We start from the raw sequence: 18,677 nt of genomic DNA on the forward strand, positions 1-18,677 counted from the left end.
GGTCCGGGCCGATCTGGTTCGGGCTCAGCCGCGCCCGGCCTCCCGTTGCGCGTGGAGCGCTTCCGCGCGCGCCTTGACGTCGCGTGCCACCTGGTCGAATCCCTGTTTCACCCAGGCACCGTGCTCGCGCATGATGGTCTCGGCATTCAGGCCCAGGAACAGGTCGGTGGTGAAGTAGCGGCTCCGTCCCGGACCGATCGCTTCCAGGTACTGGTCGCGCCGCGCGGCGTCCTTGTTAGCGTCGGTCGGGCGCTGCTCCCACGACAGCAGCCGCTCCGGCTCCCACGCCACCAGATGCTCGTTGACGGGGATCACCTTATCGGTGCCGGGAATGCGCACCTGCATGTACACCATGTCGCCGAGCCGCCCGGTGGTTTCCAGGCCGGGGCAGAACGTGTTCCATTCGCCGTAGCGCGCAAAGTCGGTCAGCACTTCCCACACCAGCGCTACCGGCGCATCGATCTCCACCTGGATCGACGTCACCAGATTTTCGGCCTTGGCCATGGTCTCCTCCTTTATCAAAGTCATTGGGAAAGGAAACACTAGAGCCATCCGCCGGCGCCTCGCATACCCCGAACGGACGAGTCCGGGTGGACGAAGGCGAGGCCATCGCGGTGATGCACATTGAGCTGCGGCCCCGCGCTCGCGCTGTCCGGCGGCGACGACGCGCGGCGGGGCCGCATTCTCCATCTGCTGTGAGCTTGGTGCCGGCCATCGGTGATGGCCGGCATTTTTTCGGGATTCCGGCGGGGCAGTGGCCCTGGACTTCCGGGCCGCAGGCTTCGGTTGCAGGGTGAAGATCAGAGTGGCCTGGGCGCGTACAGCGCGCTCTGGAATTCCGGCACGTACTCGTACCTGAGCATCTTGCCGAGCTTCAGCGACTTGATGAAGGTCGACAGGCTGCCTTCGGTCAGCCCCAGGCTTACCGACTCGGCCTTTGTGCTGGAGGCATGACTGAGCTGTCGGGAGGTCGCATAGCCAGTGGTCAGTCGCCCTTGCTGGTCGACGTTGGTAAAGCTGTGGGTCACCAGCGAGGCCTTGCCCGAAAGCTCGCCAAGCTTCCGGGTTTCGACGGTGACATCGAGCTTGCCCGTCTGGCTGTCAAGGATCTCGACGACGACTGACTTGTCGGTTTCGCGGTAATGGATGCCGGCCAGCCATTTTGGCAAGTTGTAGCCCACCACACCCCGCACCCTGGCCAGTTCGGTATTGACCGGCAGTTCCAGCACGTAGCCCCAGAAGTCGCCCGCCATCGCCTGGCTCATCAGTGTCAGCGGCCCGAGATTGGCACCGCCCGGACGGTTGGTGACAATGGACAGGCCGATTTCGTTGTAGCTGTCATTGTCGCAATAGTGATAGGCATAGGCGGTGAGGTCAAGCAGGCCTCTGCCCGGCCAGACCTGAAGCGGTTGGACCTTCTCCAGCACTGCCGCGGGCATCAGTTCCCGCAGCCTGGCCAGGTCCGCGGTAAAAATGGCTGTCACGCGGCTGTTCCGGTAGTAGAAATTCGGTGAGTACGATTCAAAGCCGATATCCACCTTCTCCTTCCTCAGTTCCTTGAACCAGCTCAGGTCAATGCCCGGGACTTCGGCTTCCACAACGGCAAGTGGAGGATTGGAACGGTAGCGGTCGTAGAGCCCGCCCTTGACTACCGGGACCTCATGGCCGGCAATGCGGATGGTCGTGGCTTCAGCGCGTTTCGCTGCCGGCGTGCCAGCGGCCCCGGCGGGATTCATGGCGGCACTGAGTGCACCGACGGCGGCAAGATTGCGGGTCTTCATGCTTGGTAGTGAGTGGTGGGGCGTCGGCATGGAGCTCTAGCGATCGACGCAGGAACGATTTGCCTTCTGGCGAGACGCTGATGCAGGACTGTGGGCCGGTCAGCCAGGCATGCGCTGCGCCACCCAGCGCCGGTACTGACGCACGCGGCACGCGTCGGCGGCTTGCTGCAACAGCAGCGCGCGCAGCGGCGATACGCGGGGATTCGTGGTCTTGCCCCGGCTAAGCTTGCGCAACTGGAACTTGACCGCCGCCATGTTGGCCAGCGAGGCCAGTGTCTTGTTCTTCCACCGGATCGGCGGCAACGCCGGCGCACTGTCCTGGCCGGCCAGCCAATGGCGCGGCAGGTTGGGCTCGATCGCCAGCGCGGTGCCGATGCCGACCATGTCGACGCCGCTGCTGACCACGTGCTCGGCCACCGGCCGGCGGCGGATCCCGCCGGTGACCATTACCGGCATCTGCGCCACCGCGCGGATGTCGCGCGCGAACTCGATAAAGTAGGCCTCGCGGGCCAGCGGGCTTCGCCAAGCTGCGCCGTGCGGGCAAAGCGCCGGATCACGTCCGCGATCGCTTCCCCGCTCATCGCCTGCGGCGGGTTGAAGTGCCTGGACAGGGTGCCCAGGTCCATCGGCACGGCAGACGGTGCCCAGGCTGGCTGCCCCAGGCTGGCAGGCATCTGGCGGCCAGGATGGTTGATCTGCAGCCAGAACTGCGCTCCCCTGGAGCGGCCGGCCTGCGCCCAGCGCCGGAACCGGTCCAGGTGCGTGGCGTCCTCCAGCACGACGCCGCCGGGCCCGGTCATGGCCCGGCTGTCCACCATCACATTGCCGGTCAGCAGCAGCCCCGCGCCGCCGTCGGCCCAGGCCCGGTACAGGCGAACCAGCGCCTTGGAAGGGGCGTGGTCGGCATCGGCCATGTTCTCTTCCATGGCGGCTTTGGCAATGCGGTTCGGAATGCTGGAACCGTTGCGAAGAATCAACTTGTCGAACACGTTCATGGGGCACCTCGCCTGGATCGAGGCCAAACTCTAAGGTTGAAGTGAACTTTAAGGTCAAGTCATTTTTTTTTTTTTTGACATGACCTGTCAGCCTCACCCTTGCCACTGCAAGCGCTCGCGCGATGCAGGCTGGCGATGCACCGGACGGCCACGGAGCCGCCCACCTGCGCAATGCAAAAGGCCCGCCCCCGACAAGGGGCGGGCCGCGCGGCGTGGTTCCGCTTCAGTGCAGCCGCACTGCGTGCGTCAATGCCTCCGAGAAAACGGCGAACCCATGCCCGAGCGGCTAGCCCCGGATGAAGGCCAGCAGATCGGCATTGATGGTTTCGGCGTTGGAGGTAGGCATGCCGTGCGGGAAGCCCGGATAGGTCTTCAGCGTGCCATGTTTAAGCAGCTTGGCCGACAGCGGCGCCGAGTCCGCATAGGGGACGATCTGGTCGTCGTCACCATGCATCACCAGCACGGGGATGGTCGCGCGCTTGAGGTCTTCGGTGAAATCGGTCTGCGAGAAGGCGACGATACCGTCATAGTGCGCTTTTGCGCTGCCCATCATGCCCTGTCTCCACCAGTTCAAGATGACGCCCTGCGAGGGCTTGGCATCGGGACGGTTGTAGCCGTAGAAGGGCCCCGCTGGGATGTCGTAGTAGAACTGGGCGCGGTTTGCCGCCACCTGGGCCTGGAAGTTGTCGAACACCTCCTTGGGAAGCCCGCCTGGATTGTTCTCGGTCTTCACCATCAACGGTGGAACCGCGCTGATCAGCACCGCCTTGGCAACGCGGTCCTCCCCATGGCGGGCAACGTAGTGGATGACTTCGCCGCCGCCGGTGGAGTGGCCAACGTGGACGGCCTTCTGCACGCCGAGATGGTCCACCACCGCGGCCACGTCATCGGCATAGTGGTCCATGTCATGGCCGTCCCAGACCTGGCTGGAGCGCCCATGGCCGCGGCGGTCATGCGCGACGACCCGGAATCCCTGCGCCAGGAAGAACAGCATCTGCGCATCCCAGTCGTCGGCGCTGAGAGGCCAGCCGTGGTGAAAGAAGATCACTTCCGCGTCGCGTGGACCCCAGTCCTTGTAGAAGATGTCAACGCCATCCCTGGTGGTTACGTATCCCATGTTCGCTTCTCCTGTCGGGTGTGAAAGACGTCAAGGCGTGCCTGCTTCGCTCCGGTTCATGCACGGGCGGCGCCCCGGCCAGGAATCACTGTAGGATTGAAGCTAACCTGAAGGTCAAATATTTATTGCTCATGAGAATCGGAGAACTGGCAAAACTCAGTGGCCTGACGGCCTCCCGCATCCGCTTCTACGAGGCAGCCGGACTGATTACGGCGGTCGAGCGCAGGGCAAACGGCTACCGCGACTACCCGCCCGAGGCGGCATGGATCCTTGAAATCATCGCCAGCGCGCAAAGCGCCGGGTTCTCGCTTGAACAGATCCGCAATCTGCTGCCGCCTGGCTCCGGGAACTGGCAGCATGAGGAACTGCTGGAAGCGCTCCGGCAGAAAGTTGCCGAGATCGAAGCCATGCAACAGCGCCTGACGCAAAGCAAGGGGCACTTGCTATCCGCGATCAAGAACATCGAGAACCGGCCCGAAGCCTTGAATTGTTCCGACCGGACCAGGTGGGTGCTGGACCGGCTCCGCGAAGAAGGGGCTGTTGCGCCCGGCAAGCGCCGTCGCCCCGCAGCCAAATGACAAGCGACTAGCCACCGTTGGGCACGCCAGGCGCAGGGCAAGCTCCCGCGCGTCGCGGCGCATCGCCCTCAGCGTTTCATCCCGGACACATACTTTTGCCGGTCCATTTGGCGGGCCCCGGCTGGCGCTGATCGATCAGCGGTTTCAGCGCCCCTGAACTGTTTTTCCAACGTCAGACTTGCGTCGCTGGCTACCGCTCGCCAGCGCGCCGCAGGCGGCATGGTCGATGGCTGGGAGCCTGGTCAGGCAAAGCCTGGCAGGGTTCCGCGGGAGCGCGGCGCTGGCCATTTCTCGCTTGGCGCAGGCGCTCCGGACACCTTGCACCAGTCCGCACGTAGTGCCATGCCATCCGCGCCGCAACGGCGTTGCTTCGATCGGGCGGCTCATCCATAGAGCCGATTTTCCATTCAATTTCCGCCAACTAGATTGGGTTCATCGATGGCGCCTTCGAAGCCGTCGACCTTTACGACCGAAGAGTCCGAGGAAGGGGAGCCCATGAAAAACACCCACATCAAACTGGCCGCCGTGCCATTCGCCTGCCTTGTCATCGCGCTCGCCGGATGCGGCGGGGGCGGAGGGGGCGACTCGACCTCTGCCGGCGCCGCCGCGAGCCCTGGCACTTCGACCGGCACGTCGCCCGCCACACCCACCGCTCCATCCGCGCCCGCCCCGGTTGTGGCCGCCAGCAGTGCCATGCTGTCTGGCACCACCGACCCGGGGCCCGAGATCGGCAAAGACGGTGACTACTACCTGAATACCGTGACGTGGATGATGTTCGGTCCCAAGGCCAATGGCGTGTGGCCCGCAGGGGTTTCGCTGGCGGGTCCGGGAGGCAATACCGGCGCGGCCGGAAGCACCATCCTGTCCGGCTCGGTGGATCCGACCGACGGGGTCGGCAACAACGGCGATTACTACATCAACACCTCCACCTCGACCCTGTTCGGCCCCAAGGCAAACGGCACCTGGCCCGCCGGTGTGCCGCTCGGCAGCGCCACCGGCTCGCCGCCACCGAGCGGCGGCGCGGTGCTGACCGGAGCCGGCGCGCCCGCAAACAGCCTCGGCAACAACGGCGATTACTACCTCGACACCACCACCTGGACGCTGTACGGGCCGAAGGCCGATGGCGCGTGGCCGGCAGGGGTCACGCTGACCAGTGGGTCCGGCGGCAGCGGCGGTATGGGTGGCACGGGCGGCACGGGTGGTACCACCGTCGGCAATGGCGGCCATGTCCTGTACGGCAGCGGCGCACCGACCGACAACATCGGCGAGAATGGCGACTTCTATTTCGACACCACGACGTGGACGATGTACGGGCCCAAGCAGGACGGCAAGTGGCCAACGTCGGGAGTGACCATGGCCAACGGCACCGTCTACAACGGCAACTTCAACGTGCCGGATTCGCTCAGCCGCGGCCGCTATGCCATGACCGGCGCCGGCGGTGCGGTACCGCTGCCGTCGGACTTCGGGGTCGTGATCCCGTACGATTGCACGCGCGTCACGCTTACGGCGAGCACGCTTGGCAAGGTGCAGGGCACCCTCGATATCTCGGTGCACAAGGTGACCGGCTCCGGTGCGTCGGTGACGCTCACCCCGGTCAAGGACCTGAGCTGCAAGGTCACCAATGGCCAGCAGTCTTGCAGCCAGGAGGTGGCGGCCGGGACGGTCACCCATGGCGACAAGCTCCAGGTGCAGGTCGACAACAACCAGGCCACCGATTGGGGCGGCCTTGCCGTGAACCTTGCCTGCATCAAGTAGGCCGACAGGATGGCGGCGGGCATGGCCTGCCGCCGCCATCCTTGGCGCCGACCGCTGCTATTGCGGGCAGATCGCAGCTCGCCCGCCAATCGCCAGGACGCTTCGCATAGGCGCAGAACGAACCCAAGCCACGACTGGTACCTACTACACCACTCGCAGTTCCCACAGCGCATCCAGTACGTGTTGGGTGGAGCGCTCAACGTACCCCGCACGATGCGCGATGCCGAGCCGACGCCATAACGCGGGGCGCAGCGGACGCATGACGATGCGCTTGTCCGGCAGTGGCGTGGTGGCCTCGTGGGGCAATAGCGCCGCGCCGTAACCCGCCGCGACCAGGCTCTTGATTGCGTCGTTGTAGTTGAGCTGAATGCGCGGTGCGGGATGGTGCCCCGCAGCCGCGAACCACTCCGCAGTCTGACGCGAGAGGCGTGTGGTCGCGTCATTGAGAATCAGCGGCTGGGCGGCGAGCCATTCCGGCGTGACGCGGGCCGGGCACCGCCAATGCGCCGGCACAAAGGCCATCACAGGGTCGCGGCGCCAAGGCTTTATCACCAGTCCGGCCACCGGCGGCTGAGGCAGGGCAACCAGCCCGATATCCAGCCTGCCGTCCGCGAGCCGGGACAGTGTTTCCTGCGAAGTGAGGACCGCAATCTGAATGTCGATGGCGGGATGCTGCTGGCGCAGCACCTCGAGCGCCTGTGGCAGCAGGTGCGCGATCGCGCCAGTCGACGCGCCCAGCCGGGCGCGCCCTTCGAGCCCCTCCACTTGCCGTTGAATATCGTCCAGCGCCTGCTCCGCATCGGCCAGCAGCCGACGCCCGCGCTCCACCAGCACCTCGCCGATCGCTGACGGCCTTACCTGTCCGCGTTTGCGCGACAGCAGCGATGCCCCGATGCGGTGTTCCAGTTCAGCGATGTGGAGGCTGACCGTGGGCGGCGCAAGGTGCAAGGCACGCGCCGCCCCGGCGAATGAGCCATGGTCGGCAATGGCGACCAGCGTGCGCAGGCGGTCCAGGCTGATCTCTCGCATGTCGCCTCCCGGTTCAGCAAAGCTGAATGTCAAGGTTGTGAAATTCAACTTTCGCTATTCTACCGGTCCATGGAAGATTGGGGCTCCTTCGACGTGTTACCCCTTCAGCCACCGGAGTATTCCCGCATGCGCTCTCCCCTGGTTTTCATCGACGGCGACCAAGGCACCACCGGGTTGCAGATCCACGAACGGCTGCGCGGCCGGACCGACCTCAGCCTGTTCACGCTTGCCGCATCGGAACGCAAGGACCCCCGGCGTCGCGCGGAAGCCATCAATGCCTGCGACATCGCCATCCTGTGTTTGCCCGATGCCGCCGCGCGCGAGGCGGTGAACGCCATCGTCAATCCCGCCGTCAGGGTGATCGACGCAAGTTCCGCCCACCGTACGCATCCGGACTGGACCTATGGCTTTCCGGAAATGGCACCGGGACAGGCGGCGCGCATCGCGAACGCACGACGGGTCACCAATCCCGGCTGCTATCCGACCGGTGCGATCGGCCTGTTGCGTCCCCTGGTGCAGGCCGGGCTTGTCCCAGCCAGCTACCCCGTCAGCATGCATGCGGTGTCTGGCTATTCCGGGCGCGGGCGTGCCGGCGTGGAAGAGCACGAGGGGCCGGATGCCGTCAGCGCGCCGGCGTTCCAGGTGTATGGGCTGGAACTCGCGCACAAGCATCCCCCGGAGATCCAGCAGCACGCCGGGCTCGTGCATCGTCCCATCTTCGTTCCCGCGTATGGTGCGTTCCGCCAGGGCATCGTGCTGACGGTGCCGCTCGCGTTGCGGCTGCTGGCCCCCAACGTGGATGGCGCCACGCTGCACGCCTGCCTTGCCCGCCACTATGCCGGGGCGGCTCATGTACGTGTCGTACCGTTGGACGAATCGCGTGATTTAAAGCATCTGGATCCGCAACGGCTGAACGGTACCAACGACATGCACCTAAGCGTTTTTCCTAACATGGAACACGGGCACGTCCTGCTATCCGCGGTCTTCGACAATCTGGGCAAAGGCGCATCCGGCGCCGCGGTTCAGAACCTGAACCTGATGCTCGCGCAGCAATAGTGTCCGATTGCGTGAGCTCGAGGTCGGCCGCCGTACGCATCCACCCTAAGCCCTGGCGCACTTGATGACCGTATCGAGCGTGCGAGTGGTGATATTCCTCCCGAACGAGCGTTCCAGCAGGCTCATGAACACCGGGCCTTTCTTCGGGTCAGGCACGTAGGCGCTGAAGACCTCCGTGGCCCTGGCCTTGACGATGCTTGCGCCGTCACGCTCGATGGGCAGCTTCACGTCTGGCGGCACCGGGCTGCGTAGAAAGGTAACCACCCGCTTAGCCGAGGGCGCAAGGCTGTACTCGGCGAACGGGTCCGCGTCGATGAGATCCTGGAGATAGCGAACCGGCCGGACGAAGGTGTCGAAGCTGCGGCCCAGTTCCGATTGCATTGCCTTCTCGGCGCGCCGCTCCAGGCTGGCCAGTGACGATGATCGCGCATTGAACACGACGTTTCCGCTGGAGAGCAAGGTTTTCACTTCGGAGAAGCCCGCCGCCTCGAAGCAGCGCTTGAGTTCGGGCATCCGGGCGTTCATCGGGCTGACGCCGCGCAGAAAGGCAACGTATCGGGACATGGCTATCTCGTCATGGCTGGCGGGGCGACCGCAACAGCGTGGGCCCACTATTGCGTTCCTGGGGACGGCAAGCTTCAGCCGGCCGCGCCTGGCAACGCATGGCGTGCAAGGAACCGATCCAATTGGCCAGCGAACGCCTTGCCATCCTGTGCGGCGTACGGCGCCGGGCCGCCGGTATCGATGCCGGCACTGCGGAGCTGTTCCATCACCTCACGCATCGTCAGGCGCTCCTGGATATTCTCCGGGCTAAACCAGATGCCTCGCGGGTCGAGCACGTAAGCGCCCTTGTCAAGGGCCGCGGCCGCAAGCGGTATGTCCGCCGTAATCACGAGGTCACCGCTGCTGGCAAGTTCGACGATGCGGTCATCGGCGGCATCGAAACCCGCCGGCACTTGCAGTGCCTTGATAAAGCGGGACGGCGGCGTGCGCAGATACTTGTTCGCTATCAGCGTGACGCACACTTCGACACGCTGCGCGGCCCGATACAGCATTTCCTTGACGACAACCGGACAGGCGTCTGCGTCAACCAGTACTTGCATTGCGGTATTTCCAGTGGGGAGCGAACGCTCATATTACTGCCTGGGAGCGTTTCGATGGGATGGCCGTCATCTCCAGTTACTTCAAGAAAAGCTGAACACCCATCTTTCGTTCATAGAAACGGGCGAGATCTCCATCTGGCGCTGTCTGCGTCAACCGGAGCGTTGGTCTGGCGGTTGACTTAGGTGGAAAGTGCTTGCAGACCCGTCAGGCCTCATACCCATCTGCGTACCCTCCCTTTGTAAGCCTCGTACTCTGCCCCAAATAGAGACGCCAACACACGTTCTTCCGGAATGATCTGGAACCGAGTGATGTAAAGCACGTACACGACGACCCATAGGGCAGCGAGTGGATTCGCCAGAAACACTGCCCACGCCAACAGGGTAAGCAAGAGCCCGACATACATGGGGTTGCGCGTATAGCGGTACACGCCTTGAATGACCAACGAGGAAGCCAAGCTTGCCTTGACCGGGTTCACGGTGGTCCTGGCGCGCCGAAACGCAACCATTCCGGCGATGCTGATGCCTTGGCCGACGCACACCAAAACGACGGCGCAGAGCACGCGGACCGGATAGGGAATCTGCACAAGGCCCGCGACGGCTGGCGTCAGCCACATAAGAACAGCCAGGACAAGCGCCACGATGGGAGGAGGAACCTTCAGTTCAAGCACGCTCATATCACTCCATGATGAGGCCTGGCGCCCGGCATGACCCGCCACGCACACACCTGATTAGCGGCAAGTCTTGCGGATCGAACCCACGCCGGGATCGCCCTGCTGGCGATAGCCCGCGGCACCGGAGACGGGAATCTACGCCCTCAAACCAGCATCGATTGCTGGGCGAAGATACCCGCCATCGCGCCCTGCGATGATGCCAGGGTGACCGAGGGCAAGAAGGGCGTGGCGAGGTCGCCGGCGGCATAGATGCCGGGCATGCTGGTTTGGCGGCGCTCGTCGACCTTGAGGGCGATGCCGACGGGCGTCTCCACCGTGGCGAGGCCCAGTGATTCATGCAGGCTTGCGGACGGCTTGTTGCGCGGATGGGCGAACAGGATGTCGACCGCGATATTGCGGCGGGTATCGAGATTGACGGTGGTGATATGGCCCTTGTGATGGGCGATCTCGATGATCCGGCCATCGACGACAGGTATGTTGCGGCGCGCCAGATCGGCCTGGATATCGGGCGGAATGTCGTGACCATCGGCGAAGACAGTCAACTTGTCGGTCCAATCGTGGAACAGCCTGACAGACTGGTGCGACTGCGGGCCGGCCCAGACCAGGCCCCAATGCTGGCCGGCGACTTCAAAGCCGTCGCAATAGGGACAGGGCACGATGGACGTGCCCCAGCTTTCGGCAAAGCCCGGAACATAAGGCATTTGGTCGGCGACGCCATAGCTCAGGATCAGGCGGCGCGCCCCAAGGCCTTCGCCATCGCCAGTGAGGACGGAGAAATGGTCGATGGCGCCGGAGACGCTGTCGGCCCGGGCACTGACCAGCCTGATCGTAGGATAACGCGCCAGCTGCTGCCGCGCCTCTGCCAGGATGTCCAGCGGTGGCTTGTGATCGTGCCCGAGCAGGCCATGCGAGTGGCCGGCGAAGCGATTGCGCGGCAGGCCGGTATCGAGAACGGTGACCTTGCGGCGGGCACGGCCGAGCTGCAGGGCGGCGGCGAGGCCGGCAAAGCTGCCGCCGATGATGATCACGTCATTCATGGTGATGGGCTCCGTGTTGTGGATGGAGGGGTGGGCTGGGCCTGGCGCGAAATATCGTCCAGCGTTACGCGCTCGAGACGGGCGGCGGGGCCGGCCCGCGGCTGCGCCAGGGGGAGGAAGTCATGGGTCGATTGATTATTGGACTACGAGTATAGTAATGCTAGGCGTTAATAATAAACTGTCAAGTACAATTAATCTTCCACAGTCCGCCATGCTTGATGGCCCACTGCTGCCGCTGCTCGCGACTCGCCCTGCCCACCGTTGGGGGTGATGTTCCTCGTAAACCTGCTTAGCGCGGCGGCGATCGCCGCGGGTGGTGCCCGCCACCCCTGTCCAGTCGATCGTCTGTTGCGTCATGGGGCTCCTCGGGTCGCCGTCAGTTACTGGACTGCAAGTCCAATAATGTGCGTGCGCTATAATGAACTGTCAAATCCACTAAATCTGCCCATGGCCCGCCCCCCAGCTCCCGCTCCCAAGCCCCAACGCGGGCGGCCACGCGATCCCGAGCGCGTGCGGCGCATCCTGGAAGCGGCGCAAAGGCACTTCAACGAGCATGGCCTGGAGCGTGCCAGCGTGGATGCCATCGCCGCGGACGCCGGTGTGTCCAAGATGACCGTGTACAGCAACTTCGGCTCCAAGGAGAGGCTGTTCCAGGCGGTCGTGCGCGACAGGACGGCGACGGTGGTGGCTGGCGTCCCGGGCGCCGGGGCGCTGGACCCGGACCAGCCGGAGAAGGCGCTGCTGGCGATCGGCGCCCGGTTTCTCGCACTGGCGCGCGGAGACGACGCCCTGGGCGCGTTGCGCTCGGTCTACGGCGTCGCGGGGGCGCAGCCGGAAGTCTGCCGTGCGTTCTACAAGGACGGCCCGGAGCGTGTGAACGGCGAGCTGGCTGCATACCTGCGCCGTGCCGACGCGGCGGGCACGCTGAAGGTGCGGAACCCGCTTCAGGCGGCGGACCTGTTCTTGTCGATGTTCCTGGGCTCCGGGCACATCCGCGGACTGCTGAAGCTCGAGATGCCGGATACCCGGGAAAACAGGGCGCTGCTGCGCGAGGCCGTACGGGTCTTCCTGGCGGCCTACGGCGCGTAGGCTCCACAATGCGGCCTGAGGTCGATGGCGGGCGGCCTGCTGGTGCTCGCGGTGCACGCCGGGCTTTCGCCGCAGCGGGCATCACGTCCGTCTGCGTGAAGACGCGGCCGCGCGAGCTGCGGGCGGCGCCACCTCGCGCGCGTGCTGGCGCCGAATGATCGGGCGGCACCAACGCGCCGCCTCGTTTTGATAGGGCTAGACGTGAAGCTGCCCGGCTATGGATGACGCCGGGCGTTTCGCCGGCGGCTCTGGATTGGGGTGGGTCGCGGTAGAGCCGAAGTAGACGAATCCCCGCCTTGGCGCGAATGTCCTAATGTGACGACGCACCGGTTCTATCTCTCAGCCTGCAATACCTGATGTACTAGTGACACGCCGTAGGGCGGACGACGCTCCGTTCGGAGCGAGCGGAACTGGTACCGCAGACATGGTCGAGGGCAGTATGTCCGTCAGCATATTCGATATCTTCAAGGTTGAAATCGGGCCCCTTGGTTCGCATACCGTGGGCCCCATGATCGCGTCTTGCCACTTGAATGTGCCGAGGGTCGACGAGCACCCGATTCCTTACCCCTTTCAGAGCGCCGAGGAGCTATTGCGGATGTGCAAGGAGTCAGGTCGCACCATTGCCGACCTGATGCTCGAGAATGAGAAATGCTGGCGAAGCACCTATGACATTCGCGCCGGGCTACTGGCAATTGCCGCTGCCATGGGCGCTGGCGGCATAATTCCCGCTGTACTGCAGTACTACCGCAAGTTCGTACCCGGAGCCAATGAGGATGGTGTGGTGGATTTCCTGTTAACCGCTGCGGCCATCGGCATTATTTATAGGAAAAACGCGTCGATATTTGGGGGCGAGGCCGGTAGCCAGGGTGAAGTCGGGGCGGCCTGGTCGATGGCTGCAGCGGGTCTTGCCGCGGTGCTTGGCGGTAGCAACGGGCAAATCGAGAATGCAGTTGAAATCGGCTTGAAGCACAACCTTGGCATAAGCTGCGACCCGGCCGGAGAGCACGGCCGGCGACCTTGTCGCTGTGGGGCCCTCAGCGCAGCCTGAAAGGAAAAACCATGGAACATATTGATAGTCTGGCTCTGCGCAAGGCGTTGGGTGCTTTCCCCACAGGGGTGGCTGTGATGACCACTTTGGACGCCACCGGAAGGGCATGTGGGCTCACCGTCAACTCGTTCAGCTCTGTCTCCCTGAATCCGCCATTAATCCTATGGAGTCAATCGCTTTCATCTAGGAGCCACCCCGTTTTTCGGGACGCGGAGCGGTTCGTGGTAAACATCCTCTCAGAGCATCAAATTCAAATCTCCAAGCAGTTTTCGACAGCTAGCGACGACAAATTTCGCAATATCGAATTTCGATCCGGTTTGGGCGGCGTTCCCATTATTAGTTCATGCGCGGCAAACCTGGAGTGCGTGAAGGTTTCCGCCCACCCTGAAGGTGACCATGTGGTTTATATCGGACGAGTTATCCGCCAGGAACGGTCCGAACAGAGGCCGCTCGTCTTCGGGGATGGCCGCTACCTGGTAGCACGCCCCCATCAGCAGGATGAGCGGGGCGCCGTTCTCGCTTTGGAAAGCTAGGGATGGTGGTCCACTCCATGTGGAGTCTGCTTCAATTATGGCGCCGCTTCCTCGAGTTTGACGAGCAACGCGTGGGCCTCTCGCAAGTCCACTGTGTCGAAGCCTTCGCTGAACCAGCCGTAGGTTTCGCGCAGCAAGGAACGGGCCTCGGCATGCCGGTCTTGCTGCTGCCACAGGCGGCTCAGCGCTAGTACCGCGCGGAGCTTCGGCGATCGGGCATCTTGCCTGCTGGCAATCGCAATCGCCCGCTGGAAGCAGGCTTCAGCTTCGTTGGCGACCTCGTTCGCTTGGCCCGGTCGGCCCGCTTCCAGCAGCGTCAGTTCTCCCTTGAGGCGGTGCAACTCTGCTTCGTGCATCCGCTCTTCGGTTCGTTCCACGACAGCCAGCGCCTCGGCCACTGCTGCAAGCCCCGCCTCGACTTGTCCGGCTCTGGCACAGCTTTCGGCAAGCAGCGCCAGAAAAAGGGTTCGCAGAAGCTCGGCACCGGTTTCGCGGTATGCGCGCAAGCCTTTCTGCATAAGGTCGATCCCGGTTTCAGCTTGCCCACTAGCAGCCAGGGCACAGCCTGACAGGATCGTTCCGCAAGCCAATCCGTATGGCAAGCCATAATCGGTTGCGAGCGCGACGAGTGCCTGTGCGAGATCGTGAGCCTGTTGCACTTCGCCACGGAACAGACCGACCTGCGCAGCGGCTATCAGCGCATCGGCCGAGTCGGAGGGATGGGACGGGGCCTGGGCCAGGGCGAGCGCCTCCTGGCTGCGTGTGCAGGCTTGATCCGGGTAGCCAAGCAGCCACAGGTCCATGGCAATGAGAGCCAGGCCTTGAACGCCGGGCTCCAGGCCATAGATGAAGGCTTGTGATCGGTGCAGCTCGGGGTCATAGATTGCCAGGGCCTGCTCGAGCCGCGCACGGGCAGGGATCAGTTCGCCAAGATAGAGCAGGTTGGCCCCCAACGCCCGACCCGCCTGGAGCTGCAAAGCAGGATCCTGCGCCTGTTCGGCCAGGCCAAGCAGCTGCTCCGCCAACTCGCGAGCGGTCCGGTGTTCCGCGCGGACCGTATAAAAGGTGCGTAGTCCCATCAGCGCCGTAAAGTGCTGGGTCGTCTCGCCCAGTTCCTGGCACAGCGCCAGCGCACGCGTATAGGCTGCCCCGACTTCGGGGGCGGCGAAGCCTTTGTTGCACATCAAGGCCGGGCCGAGGGTGAGCTGGATGCTCAACTCTTGCCGTGCGTGTTCGAGGTCCTCAGGCCGCGTCCTGGCAAGCAAGGCAAGTGCCGTGGTGAGGTGGGCGACCGCCTCGGCGTCAGCCGAGCGTTGCACGGCCTGGCGGCCGGCGCGGTGCAGGTACTCCACCGCCTTTGGCGTGTTGCCGCTGCGGCTGAAGTGATAGGCCAGCTCGCTGCAGTGCTCCTCGAGCTGAGCACTGAACAGGGCCTCGATCGCCTGGGCGGTGCGCTCATGCAACGTACGACGCCGCTCGCTCAGCAGGGAGCCGTAGGTCACCTCCTGGGTCAGCGCATGCTTGAAGCTGTACTCGATCTCCGGGAACGCTGGCTGCTCGTAGATGAACTCGCCAGCCTGCAGCCGGGCCAGCAGGCTTTTCGTCTTGTCCTCGGGCTGCCCGACGACGCGTGCAAGCAGGCTCCAGGGAAATGTCTTGCCGATCACGGCCAGGGTCTGCAGCAGCGCTTTCTCGGCCGGCTGCAGGCGGTCGATGCGGGCGGCGAGGACCCCTTGCACGGTAGCGGGGATGTGCAGCTTGCCCGGGACCTGCTCGAGACGATAATGGCCGCGCTCGCCGCGCAGGACTTGCCCCTCGACCAGGTCCTGCACCACTTCTTCGATAAAGAAGGGGTTGCCTTCGGTCTGCTCCAGAATCAGCGGCTCGAGCCGGGCAAGTTCGGTGGCGTCGCCCAGCAGCGCGCGCAGCAGGTCCCGCGCTTCGGCTTCGCCAAGAGGATCCAGGCGTAGCTGGGTGTAATAGCTCTTGCGGCTCCAGTCGTGCCGGTATTCCGGCCGGAAATTGACCAGCAGCAGGATGCGTGCGCTGGGCACGCTCTCGCCGAGAAAACCGAGGAAGGCCTCGGTTTCGCTGTCGAGCCACTGCAGGTCTTCGACGATCAGCTCCAGTGGCTGGGTCAGGCTTTCGCGCACGAGCAGCCGCTTGATTGCCTCGAAGGTGCGCTGCTGGCGGATCTGGGTATCCATCTGCGCCAGTGCCGAGCCAGGCTCGACGGCTCCCAGCAGGTGGCAAAGATAAGGCAGGCTGTCTTCCAGCGCACGGTCCAGCGTCAGGAGCTTGCCAGTGAGCTTCTCGCGCCGCCGGCGCTCATCGTCTTGCACCGTGATCTGGCAGTAGTTTCGCAGCAGTTCGATCAGCGGCAGATAGGGGTAGGCCTTGCCGTGCGAAACCGAAAAGGTTTCGAGCACCAGGCCATCGCGCGGCGCGAGCAGCTTGAACTCGTGGCAAAGCCGTGACTTGCCGACCCCTGGTTCGCCGACCACGCCGACAATCTGCCCATGTCCGGCCCGTGCCCGTGCCCGCGCTTCGTGCAGCTGTTCGAGTTCCCGGGTGCGCCCGACAAAGCGCGCCAGGCCGCGGCTGGCCGACACCTGCAACCGGGTGCGCAGCGGGCCCAGACCGACGACTTCAAAGACCTCGAGCGGCTTGGATAGCCCCTTGATCGGCGTTTCTCCGAGGGCCTTGAACGCGAAATAGCCTTCGGTCAGGTTGCGCGTGTGTTCACTCGCAACGATAGAGCCGGGCACTGCAATGCTCTCCATGCGCGAAGCAATATGGATCGAATTGCCCACGGGGTCATAGTCGGTGTGCAAGTCCTTGATGCGGATCGTACGCACCACAACTTCGCCGGAATTGATGCCGACACGGATCTGCAGCGCGATGCCCTGGGCGAGGCGCACGCCGTCGGCGTAATGGCGCATGGCTTCCTGCATGCGCAGCGCCGCCAGCATGGCCCGCTGCGGATGGTCTTCGTTCGCGATGGGCGCGCCGAAGAGCGCCAGGATGCCATCGCCCATCGACTTGGCGACATAGCCCTCATAGTGATGCACGGCCTCCATCATCAGTGCCAGCACCGGGTCGATCAGGCGGCGGGCATCTTCGGGATCGAGGTCATGGATCAGCGCGGTCGAGGCGGCCATGTCCGCGAACAGCGCGGTGACCATCTTGCGCTCGCCGTCAGCCGGGCCCCGGGCTTCCATTTCTGCCTGCGCCGCGAGGATGCGCTCGGCCAGATAGGGAGGGGTGTAGTCGATGGGGGTGCTGGACGCAGTTGCCGTGGCACCGGGGGCCGCGATTGAGGCAGCGGGGACGCTTACAGGAGCGCCCAGCGGCGCGCCGCATTCGCTGCAAAACTTGGCGCTGGCAGCCGCCTCTTGCCCGCAGGCCGGGCAGGCGCGCACCTGCCTGGCGCCACATTCCTCACAGAATTTGGCACCTGCCGGATTCTCGAACCCGCACCTTGCGCAGCGCATGGGGCTGTCCCCTGATGGGGCTGGCGACAGTCAACGATTAGATCTTATCAAGGCGGGCAGGGCACGTCGAACCAGCTCCCGTGCGCTTGCGCGGGGTGCTCGCTGCTGCTCGGCGCTCGCTCATTGCTTCGCCAGCGCGGGCGGTGGAGGCCCCTAACGGCGGTTGCCGGCCAAGTGAGGGCCGAAAGCTGTCCTATGTCTTGCTGACCACTCAGTGTCGCGATGGGTGCTCAGTTCGCCACGTGGGACGTAGCCGTCCGGACAGCCCCACGGCCCGTTCCTCAGTACAGCACCACCGAGCGGATCGACTCGCCGCGCTTCATCAGGTCGAAGCCGTCGTTGATGCGCTCCAGCGGCAACGTGTGCGTGATCAGGTCGTCGATATTGAGCTTGCCTTCCATGTACCAGTCGACAATCTTCGGCACGTCGGTGCGGCCGCGCGCGCCGCCGAAGGCGGAGCCCTTCCACTCGCGCCCGGTCACCAGCTGGAACGGGCGCGTCGAGATTTCCGCACCGGCCTCGGCCACGCCGATGATGATCGACTTGCCCCAGCCCTTGTGGCAGCACTCCAGCGCCTGGCGCATGACCTGCGTGTTGCCGATGCATTCGAACGAATAATCGGCGCCGCCGTCGGTCAGCTGGATGATGTGGTCGACCACGTTGCCGACATCCTTCGGGTTGATGAAATGCGTCATGCCGAACTTGCGCGCCATCGCTTCGCGGCCCGGGTTCAGGTCGACGCCGATGATCTTGTCGGCGCCCACCATCTTCGCCGCCTGGATCACGTTCAGGCCGATGCCGCCCAGGCCGAACACGACCACGTTGGCGCCGGCTTCCACCTTGGCGGTGAACAGCACCGCGCCCACGCCGGTGGTGACGCCGCAGCCGATGTAGCAGACCTTGTCGAACGGCGCATCCGGGCGGATCTTCGCCAGCGCGATCTCCGGCACCACGATGTGGTTGGCGAAGGTCGAGGTGCCCATGTAGTGGAAGATCGGCTTGCCGTCGATGGAAAAACGCGAGGTGCCGTCCGGCATCAGGCCCTTGCCCTGCGTGCTACGGATCGCCTGGCACAGATTGGTCTTGCGCGACAGGCAGAACTTGCACTGGCGGCATTCCGGCGTGTACAGGGGGATGACATGGTCGCCGGGCTTGAGCGCGGTCACGCCTGGGCCCACGTCGGTGACGATGCCCGCGCCCTCATGGCCCAGGATTGCGGGGAAGATGCCTTCTGGGTCGGCGCCGGACAGCGTGTAGTAGTCGGTGTGGCAGATGCCGGTGGCCTTGATTTCCACCAGCACTTCGCCGGCGCGCGGGCCATCCAGGTCCACGTCTTCGATGGTCAGCGGCTTTCCCGCACCCCAGGCAACTGCTGCGCGTGTTTTCATTGA

Annotated in this window: 17 protein-coding genes and 3 pseudogenes; 8 read left to right on the forward strand and 12 right to left on the reverse strand. The window is 64.4% G+C overall.

Features of this window, described 5'->3' with window-relative positions; translation table 11 throughout:
• Window positions 1-24: 24 nt before the first annotated feature.
• The 4 genes and pseudogenes from E5S69_RS12915 to E5S69_RS12930 all read right to left on the reverse strand — a co-directional run bounded on the left by E5S69_RS12915 (window position 25) and on the right by E5S69_RS12930 (window position 3,893).
• Window positions 25-504, reverse strand: a complete 480-nt coding sequence (locus tag E5S69_RS12915) for an SRPBCC domain-containing protein (protein ID WP_171515030.1) — start codon at window positions 502-504, stop codon at window positions 25-27.
• A 296-nt stretch (window positions 505-800) separates the two neighbouring features.
• Complete coding sequence (locus E5S69_RS12920; RefSeq protein WP_216621313.1) at window positions 801-1,781, reverse strand: acetoacetate decarboxylase (ADC); 981 nt, start codon at window positions 1,779-1,781, stop codon at window positions 801-803.
• 99 nt (window positions 1,782-1,880) lie between these two features.
• Window positions 1,881-2,776: pseudogene (locus E5S69_RS12925) on the reverse strand (HisA/HisF-related TIM barrel protein).
• Between the two features lie 286 nt (window positions 2,777-3,062).
• Window positions 3,063-3,893, reverse strand: a complete 831-nt coding sequence (locus E5S69_RS12930) for an alpha/beta fold hydrolase (RefSeq protein ID WP_171515031.1) — start codon at window positions 3,891-3,893, stop codon at window positions 3,063-3,065.
• A gap of 131 nt (window positions 3,894-4,024) precedes the next feature.
• Here E5S69_RS12930 and E5S69_RS12935 point away from each other — a divergent pair, with 131 nt between their 5' ends.
• Entirely contained in the window at window positions 4,025-4,471 is a 447-nt protein-coding gene (locus E5S69_RS12935) for a MerR family transcriptional regulator (RefSeq protein ID WP_171515032.1), read from the forward strand.
• A gap of 407 nt (window positions 4,472-4,878) precedes the next feature.
• Here the strand turns inward: E5S69_RS12935 and E5S69_RS32395 are convergent, their stop codons facing one another.
• Window positions 4,879-5,166 carry a hypothetical protein gene (locus E5S69_RS32395; protein WP_236901307.1) on the reverse strand — a complete coding sequence of 96 codons (288 nt, stop codon included), beginning with the start codon at window positions 5,164-5,166 and terminating at the stop codon, window positions 4,879-4,881.
• Here E5S69_RS32395 and E5S69_RS12940 point away from each other — a divergent pair.
• Window positions 5,165-6,226, forward strand: coding sequence for a hypothetical protein (locus E5S69_RS12940; protein WP_236901308.1), 1,062 nt, complete (start codon window positions 5,165-5,167; stop codon window positions 6,224-6,226). The two genes, E5S69_RS32395 and E5S69_RS12940, sit on opposite strands and share 2 nt — an antisense overlap.
• Before the next feature lie 144 nt (window positions 6,227-6,370).
• On the opposite strand, the gene E5S69_RS12945 is transcribed toward E5S69_RS12940, so the two are convergent.
• Window positions 6,371-7,255, reverse strand: coding sequence for a LysR family transcriptional regulator (locus tag E5S69_RS12945; RefSeq protein WP_171515034.1), 885 nt, complete (start codon window positions 7,253-7,255; stop codon window positions 6,371-6,373).
• A gap of 126 nt (window positions 7,256-7,381) precedes the next feature.
• On the opposite strand from E5S69_RS12945, the gene argC reads away from it, so the two are divergent.
• Window positions 7,382-8,311, forward strand: a complete 930-nt coding sequence (argC, locus tag E5S69_RS12950) for an N-acetyl-gamma-glutamyl-phosphate reductase (RefSeq protein WP_171515035.1) — start codon at window positions 7,382-7,384, stop codon at window positions 8,309-8,311.
• A 45-nt stretch (window positions 8,312-8,356) separates the two neighbouring features.
• Here the strand turns inward: argC and E5S69_RS12955 are convergent, their stop codons facing one another.
• On the reverse strand, window positions 8,357-8,875 hold the full coding sequence (locus E5S69_RS12955; RefSeq protein ID WP_171515036.1) for a DUF1697 domain-containing protein: 519 nt from the start codon (window positions 8,873-8,875) through the stop codon (window positions 8,357-8,359).
• 74 nt (window positions 8,876-8,949) lie between these two features.
• The gene (locus E5S69_RS12960) at window positions 8,950-9,414 is read right to left on the reverse strand and encodes a YaiI/YqxD family protein (protein WP_171515037.1); all 465 of its coding nucleotides are present in this window, start codon (window positions 9,412-9,414) and stop codon (window positions 8,950-8,952) included.
• Window positions 9,415-9,427: 13 nt separating this feature from the next.
• Here E5S69_RS12960 and E5S69_RS32930 point away from each other — a divergent pair, with 13 nt between their 5' ends.
• A complete protein-coding gene (locus tag E5S69_RS32930; RefSeq protein ID WP_423766625.1) occupies window positions 9,428-9,592 on the forward strand; it encodes a DUF6572 domain-containing protein in 165 nt (54 codons plus the stop codon).
• Between the two features lie 34 nt (window positions 9,593-9,626).
• Here the strand turns inward: E5S69_RS32930 and E5S69_RS12965 are convergent, their stop codons facing one another.
• Together E5S69_RS12965 and E5S69_RS12970 are read right to left on the reverse strand one after the other, a co-directional pair.
• Window positions 9,627-10,088 (reverse strand): methyltransferase family protein, encoded by a 462-nt coding sequence (locus E5S69_RS12965; protein WP_171515038.1) that lies wholly within the window; start codon window positions 10,086-10,088, stop codon window positions 9,627-9,629.
• Between the two features lie 140 nt (window positions 10,089-10,228).
• Complete coding sequence (locus tag E5S69_RS12970) at window positions 10,229-11,122, reverse strand: NAD(P)/FAD-dependent oxidoreductase (protein WP_171515039.1); 894 nt, start codon at window positions 11,120-11,122, stop codon at window positions 10,229-10,231.
• A 510-nt stretch (window positions 11,123-11,632) separates the two neighbouring features.
• On the opposite strand from E5S69_RS12970, the gene E5S69_RS12975 reads away from it, so the two are divergent.
• The 4 genes and pseudogenes from E5S69_RS12975 to E5S69_RS12985 all read left to right on the forward strand — a co-directional run bounded on the left by E5S69_RS12975 (window position 11,633) and on the right by E5S69_RS12985 (window position 13,792).
• Window positions 11,633-12,211 (forward strand): TetR/AcrR family transcriptional regulator C-terminal domain-containing protein, encoded by a 579-nt coding sequence (locus E5S69_RS12975; RefSeq protein WP_171515040.1) that lies wholly within the window; start codon window positions 11,633-11,635, stop codon window positions 12,209-12,211.
• Window positions 12,212-12,650: 439 nt separating this feature from the next.
• Window positions 12,651-12,725: pseudogene (locus E5S69_RS32935) on the forward strand (serine dehydratase beta chain); the annotation flags it as partial.
• 42 nt (window positions 12,726-12,767) lie between these two features.
• Window positions 12,768-13,232, forward strand: a pseudogene (locus E5S69_RS12980) (L-serine ammonia-lyase, iron-sulfur-dependent, subunit alpha); the annotation flags it as partial.
• A gap of 38 nt (window positions 13,233-13,270) precedes the next feature.
• Window positions 13,271-13,792 (forward strand): flavin reductase family protein, encoded by a 522-nt coding sequence (locus tag E5S69_RS12985; RefSeq protein WP_171515042.1) that lies wholly within the window; start codon window positions 13,271-13,273, stop codon window positions 13,790-13,792.
• Window positions 13,793-13,827: 35 nt separating this feature from the next.
• Here E5S69_RS12985 and E5S69_RS12990 read toward each other — a convergent pair whose 3' ends face one another.
• Together E5S69_RS12990 and E5S69_RS12995 are read right to left on the reverse strand one after the other, a co-directional pair.
• On the reverse strand, window positions 13,828-17,286 hold the full coding sequence (locus E5S69_RS12990; RefSeq protein ID WP_171515043.1) for an adenylate/guanylate cyclase domain-containing protein: 3,459 nt from the start codon (window positions 17,284-17,286) through the stop codon (window positions 13,828-13,830).
• 281 nt (window positions 17,287-17,567) lie between these two features.
• Window positions 17,568-18,674, reverse strand: a complete 1,107-nt coding sequence (locus E5S69_RS12995; protein ID WP_171515044.1) for an S-(hydroxymethyl)glutathione dehydrogenase/class III alcohol dehydrogenase — start codon at window positions 18,672-18,674, stop codon at window positions 17,568-17,570.
• Between the last annotated feature and the right edge of the window lie 3 nt (window positions 18,675-18,677).

The organism is Cupriavidus necator, from assembly GCF_013141915.1.
Classification (GTDB): Bacteria; Pseudomonadota; Gammaproteobacteria; order Burkholderiales; family Burkholderiaceae; genus Cupriavidus; species Cupriavidus necator_B.